Annotated in this window: 5 protein-coding genes; 2 read left to right on the top strand and 3 right to left on the bottom strand. The window is 44.2% G+C overall.

Translation table 11 applies throughout. The annotated features are described in order from the left end of the window. Window positions 1-281: 281 nt before the first annotated feature. Window positions 282-497, bottom strand: coding sequence for a DUF6358 family protein (locus tag VF500_RS26040; protein WP_330862461.1), 216 nt, complete (start codon window positions 495-497; stop codon window positions 282-284). A gap of 1 nt (window position 498) precedes the next feature. Continuing rightward, a complete protein-coding gene (locus VF500_RS26035) occupies window positions 499-813 on the bottom strand; it encodes a rhodanese-like domain-containing protein (RefSeq protein ID WP_330862460.1) in 315 nt (104 codons plus the stop codon). Window positions 814-929: 116 nt separating this feature from the next. Between VF500_RS26035 and VF500_RS26030 the strand changes: the two genes are divergently transcribed. Then, the gene (locus tag VF500_RS26030) at window positions 930-2,048 is read left to right on the top strand and encodes a DUF4407 domain-containing protein (protein WP_330862459.1); all 1,119 of its coding nucleotides are present in this window, start codon (window positions 930-932) and stop codon (window positions 2,046-2,048) included. Window positions 2,049-2,179: 131 nt separating this feature from the next. Beyond that, window positions 2,180-2,842 carry a DNA-3-methyladenine glycosylase gene (locus tag VF500_RS26025; protein ID WP_330862458.1) on the top strand — a complete coding sequence of 221 codons (663 nt, stop codon included), beginning with the start codon at window positions 2,180-2,182 and terminating at the stop codon, window positions 2,840-2,842. 320 nt (window positions 2,843-3,162) lie between these two features. On the opposite strand, the gene VF500_RS26020 is transcribed toward VF500_RS26025, so the two are convergent. Then, on the bottom strand, window positions 3,163-4,645 hold a 1,483-nt coding region (locus VF500_RS26020), incomplete at its 5' end, for a Mur ligase family protein (protein WP_330862457.1).

Raw genomic sequence — 4,645 nt, 5'->3', positions numbered from 1 at the left:
TAAACATGCAATGAAGTTAAGCTTTTTTTGCATGCTGCAAGCTTATTGTAAAAGAATGTTTTTTAGGAGATTAAGGCTGTGGAGCTGCCTGGGATTAGTTGGATGCGAGAGGGGGCACAAGTTACCCGCCACTCATTCCCTCAACACAAAACTTGCGCCAGGGAAAGTGTATTAAATAAGACTTACGAAGTTTCAAAAACTTCGTAAGTCTGTTATACAGAATGCTACAAAGGGCAATAAATTCGTGTAATTCGCTATAATTCGAAAAAATTAGTGCTCAATTATTTCTTTTTCTGCGTACCCTTAACCTCTTTCACTTCTTGGGTATCCTTAACCTCTTTCAAAAGCCGTAGCTTCATAAAGATCACAATTACACCAACGATCATGGCGCCGACCATTACCGGGTAATTGTGAGTTACAGCCATTTTATAAGCTACAATAAAGCATAATGCGACACCCATGGTGTACAAAACATTAAGCACTAATTTAAAGCCCATTTTAATATACGTTTAATTCAGGGTCAATTTCGGCTTGCCATGCAAGGATCCCGCCCCTTAAGTTCGAAAGGTTAGTAAAGCCGCGCTGTTCCAGTTGCATAATGGCAGCTGCACTGCGTTTACCGCTGCGGCACATTACCACTACCGGTTTGTCTTTGCTTATCTTCTCTGCTTCAATCAGCACGCCGCCAAGCGGTATAAGTACTCCGCCAAGGTTTGAAGTTTCGTATTCAAAATCTTCCCTAACGTCAATCAGTTGAAAGTCTTCGCCTTTGTCAATTTTTTCTTTTAGTTCCTGTACGGTTATCTCGTTCATGTTTAATGTAATTATAATTCAAAGGTAGTTTTTTTCTTAATCAAATATTTAGGCTTGTTATTTGTAACAATCAAAGTGTATGAGCGTTTCATATATGTTTACACAATAATTACTTAATGAAAAAAGTTACACGCTTTTTCTGGTTCTGTTCAGGAGCACATATCGATACCCTAAAAAAGTACCCTATTGAACATAATAAGTATGTTGGTATTGGGGCAACTATATTTTTCACGGCCTTGTTCGCGGCTTTGTCCGGCGGCTATGCCATGTATTTTGTTTTTAATGGTGATGCATTTGCTGTAGGTTTTGCTATACTTTTTGGCCTGCTATGGGGAACGGCCATTTTCAACATGGACCGCTACATTGTATCCAGCATCAATAAGGAAGGTACAACCAATCAGCAGATCCTGCAGGCATCACCTCGTATTTTGCTGGCTATTATGATAGGTATCGTGATATCGCGCCCGCTTGAACTCAAGATCTTCGATAAAGAAATTCGCCAGAAGTTAAAAACCGCTTACCTTAAAGGTCAGCGTAGCAAGATCGATACCCTCGAAAAAACCTACATGCAGAAATATGCCATGGAACTGGGTAAAAACAATGACCTGAAAAAAGAAAAGGATTCATTAGAACGGGACATTAATCGTTCGCGCTACCAGCTTAACCAGGAAGTTTTTGGGGATAAAACCAATCAAACATCGGGTATTACCGGTTACGGCACTTATGCCAAGCAAAAACAAAGTGTGCTGGAAGAAAAAGAAGCCCGCCTTAAAACCGTTACTGATAACTTAGGGCAGATGGATCAGTACCTGGGTGCCCGCAAGGATTATGAGGGCTTAAATAGTACGCGCTTATTCACAGAGCATCAACTTGACAGCCTCTCCAATATTGCAGGCTTCTCCGACCGTAACTGGGCACTGGGTCAGCTCACGTATACCGAAAATGGTAAGCGTGATCTGGATACCTATCTCGCTATCTCCTTTATCGGCTACCTGTTCATTTTGTTTGAATGTTTACCGGTGTTTGTAAAGCTGATGTCGCCCAAGGGACCTTATGATACAGCTATCGCCAAAACAGCTGAAGCCAATATTCACCTTGCCGAGCGCGATAAGGAACGCGACATAGCGGTTACCGATAATATTTACGACCACAATGTAGGCACCGATATCGAGCGGCGAAAGAAGATCATCACCTCACAATCTGATTATGATTTTGAGCGGCATAGTTATGAGTAAGTTTCCAGCGGAGGGACGCATCACATGCGTCTTTTAAACCTGTTTATGACAGACGCATGTGATGCGTCTCTACGTTGAATGATTTGCAGTTTCCGCTTCAATCACGCATCTTGCAAACATATTATTAACCTATGTTTGAGCAATTTTCCCATTCAAACTATCATTCCATTTGTGATCAACTCGCAGCCGCTGACCCGGATTTAGCCCTGATCATCCAAAATCATGGCTATCCGCCCTTATGGTCACGCCCAAATACTTTTGAAACCCTGGTGCATATTATACTGGAACAGCAAGTATCGCTGGCTTCAGCCCTATCAGCCTTAAATAAACTTAGGGAGCGCGTGCAGGAAATTACCCCAGCCAGGGTTTTGTTACTTACCGACGAAGAATTTAAGGCCTGTTATTGCAGCCGCCAAAAAACAGCCTATATCAAATACCTTGCAGAAGCTATCATCAGCGGGCAAATCGATCTTGAAGCTATGGAGCGGATGCCGGATGACGTGATCCGTACAAAACTAACCGCCCTTAAAGGCATTGGTAACTGGACGGTTGATGTTTACCTGATGTTTGTACTACAGCACACCGATGTTTTCCCTATCGGGGACCTGGCCGCGGTGAATGCGCTTAAGCGGGTAAAAAATCTGCCAAAAGATATTACAAGGGAAGAGTTATTAGCGGTGACCGAACAATGGAAGCCTTACCGCACGGTAGCAGCGATGTTGTTATGGCATTATTATTTAAGCCAAAGGGCACCAGTCCGTCCCAAACCCTCCCCGGAAGGTTTTAAAAAGTAAAGTATTTGCGGGTTCAGAAGACGAAATTATCTCTATTTTTAAGTAAAAGATATGTCATTGCGAGCGCAGCGTGGCAATCTCGTAGCAAATGCATATCCGATTGCATGGGCTACGAGATTGCCGCGTCGCCCCATAACAATGGCCTGTGCTGCTCCTCGCAATCACATGGCTTTTTTTACCAACATTCCTATTCGATCTTAATCTTCCTAATACCTACGGCGTTATCACGTTTGAACCTGCAAAAGCGTATAAACAAAAAATGCGCTGGCTTAGCCGGCGCATTAAAAATATGCATATCAAAAGCTCCCCTTTAGGGAATGTTAGGCGTTAAATAACCCATTCCTCTCCTGCTCCTGGTAATCCTGTACAGTTTCAATGGCGTTATCAATTACATCACTCAGCGCGGTTATAAATGTTCCGGGCTGGGCAAGGCTCATGGCGTGTTTAATGGCGTCAACTTCTTTAGGTACTACCTCAACCTGTTTGTTAGGATCAACTGATTCAATTCCCTCTCTGAGTAAACCAATAATATTTTCGGCGGTTCGGCCGCGCAGGTGTTTCTCCTGGCGCAAGATGATATAATCAAACATTTCGGCCGATAGTTTACCCAGTTCGCGGATGTCGTCATCGCGCCTGTCGCCGGTGCCCGCTATGATACCAATCTTAAGCGGCGAATCGATATGCCTTAAAAACTCCTTGATGCCGGTATAGCCATCGGGGTTGTGGGCAAAATCTATCATGAAACGGAAATCCTTGAACTCGAAAATATTCATACGGCCAGGCGTTTGTGATGCCGATGGAATGAATGTTTCAAGCGAGATCTTGATGTCTTCTGTTTTAAATCCCCATAAAAAGGTGGCCAGTGTTGCAGCAAGCACGTTCTCGATCATGAACGGAACAGTACCACCAAAAGTAAGCGGGATCAGGATGGTACGCTGCACGCGGATCTTCCAGTCGCCTTTTAAAATGGTAATGAAGCCGTTTTCGCAAATGGCGGCAATGCCCCCTTTTTTGCAATGCGATTTGATGATGGGATTATTTTCGTTCCTGCTGAAATAAGCAATGTTACATTCGGCCTTTTTGCCAATGCGTACGCAATATTCATTATCGGCATTTAAAACGCCCCAGCCATCTTTTTTAACCGAATTAAGCACCACGCTTTTAACACGCGAAAGATCCTCAAGCGTGTGGATATCCGATAAGCCAAGGTGGTCTTCCTGGATATTGGTAACTACACCTATATCGCAAAAGCCAAATCCAAGCCCCGAGCGCAGGATCCCACCGCGGGCAGTTTCCAGTACCGCGAAATCAACTGTTGGGTCTTTTAATATAAATTCAGAGCTTACCGGGCCGGTGGTATCGCCCTTCAGCATCATGTTGTTTTGTACGTAAATCCCATCCGAAGTAGTAAAGCCTACCCGGTGCCCGTTATTTTTAACAATGTGCGCTATCAAGCGGGTGGTTGTGGTTTTACCGTTGGTGCCAGTAACAGCGATGATCGGGATGCGGGCCGATTTACCAGTTGGGTAAAGCATATCGATCACGTGCCCGGCTACGTTGCGTGGCAAGCCTTCGCTTGGTGCAATGTGCATCCTGAAGCCAGGGGCGGCGTTAACTTCCAGTATTACACCACCGGTATCAGTAAGCGGCTCGGTAAGGTTTTGCGCCATAATATCGATGCCGCAAATATCAAGACCGATGATCTTGGAGATGCGTTCGCAGATGAAAATATTTTGCGGGTGTACATGGTCGGTTACATCAACAGAAGTACCGCCGGTGCTCAGATTAGCTGTTGATTTTACA

This window comes from Mucilaginibacter sp., from assembly GCF_036383575.1.
Lineage (GTDB): Bacteria > Bacteroidota > Bacteroidia > Sphingobacteriales > Sphingobacteriaceae > Mucilaginibacter.
This window is presented reverse-complemented; position numbering and strand designations above follow the sequence as displayed.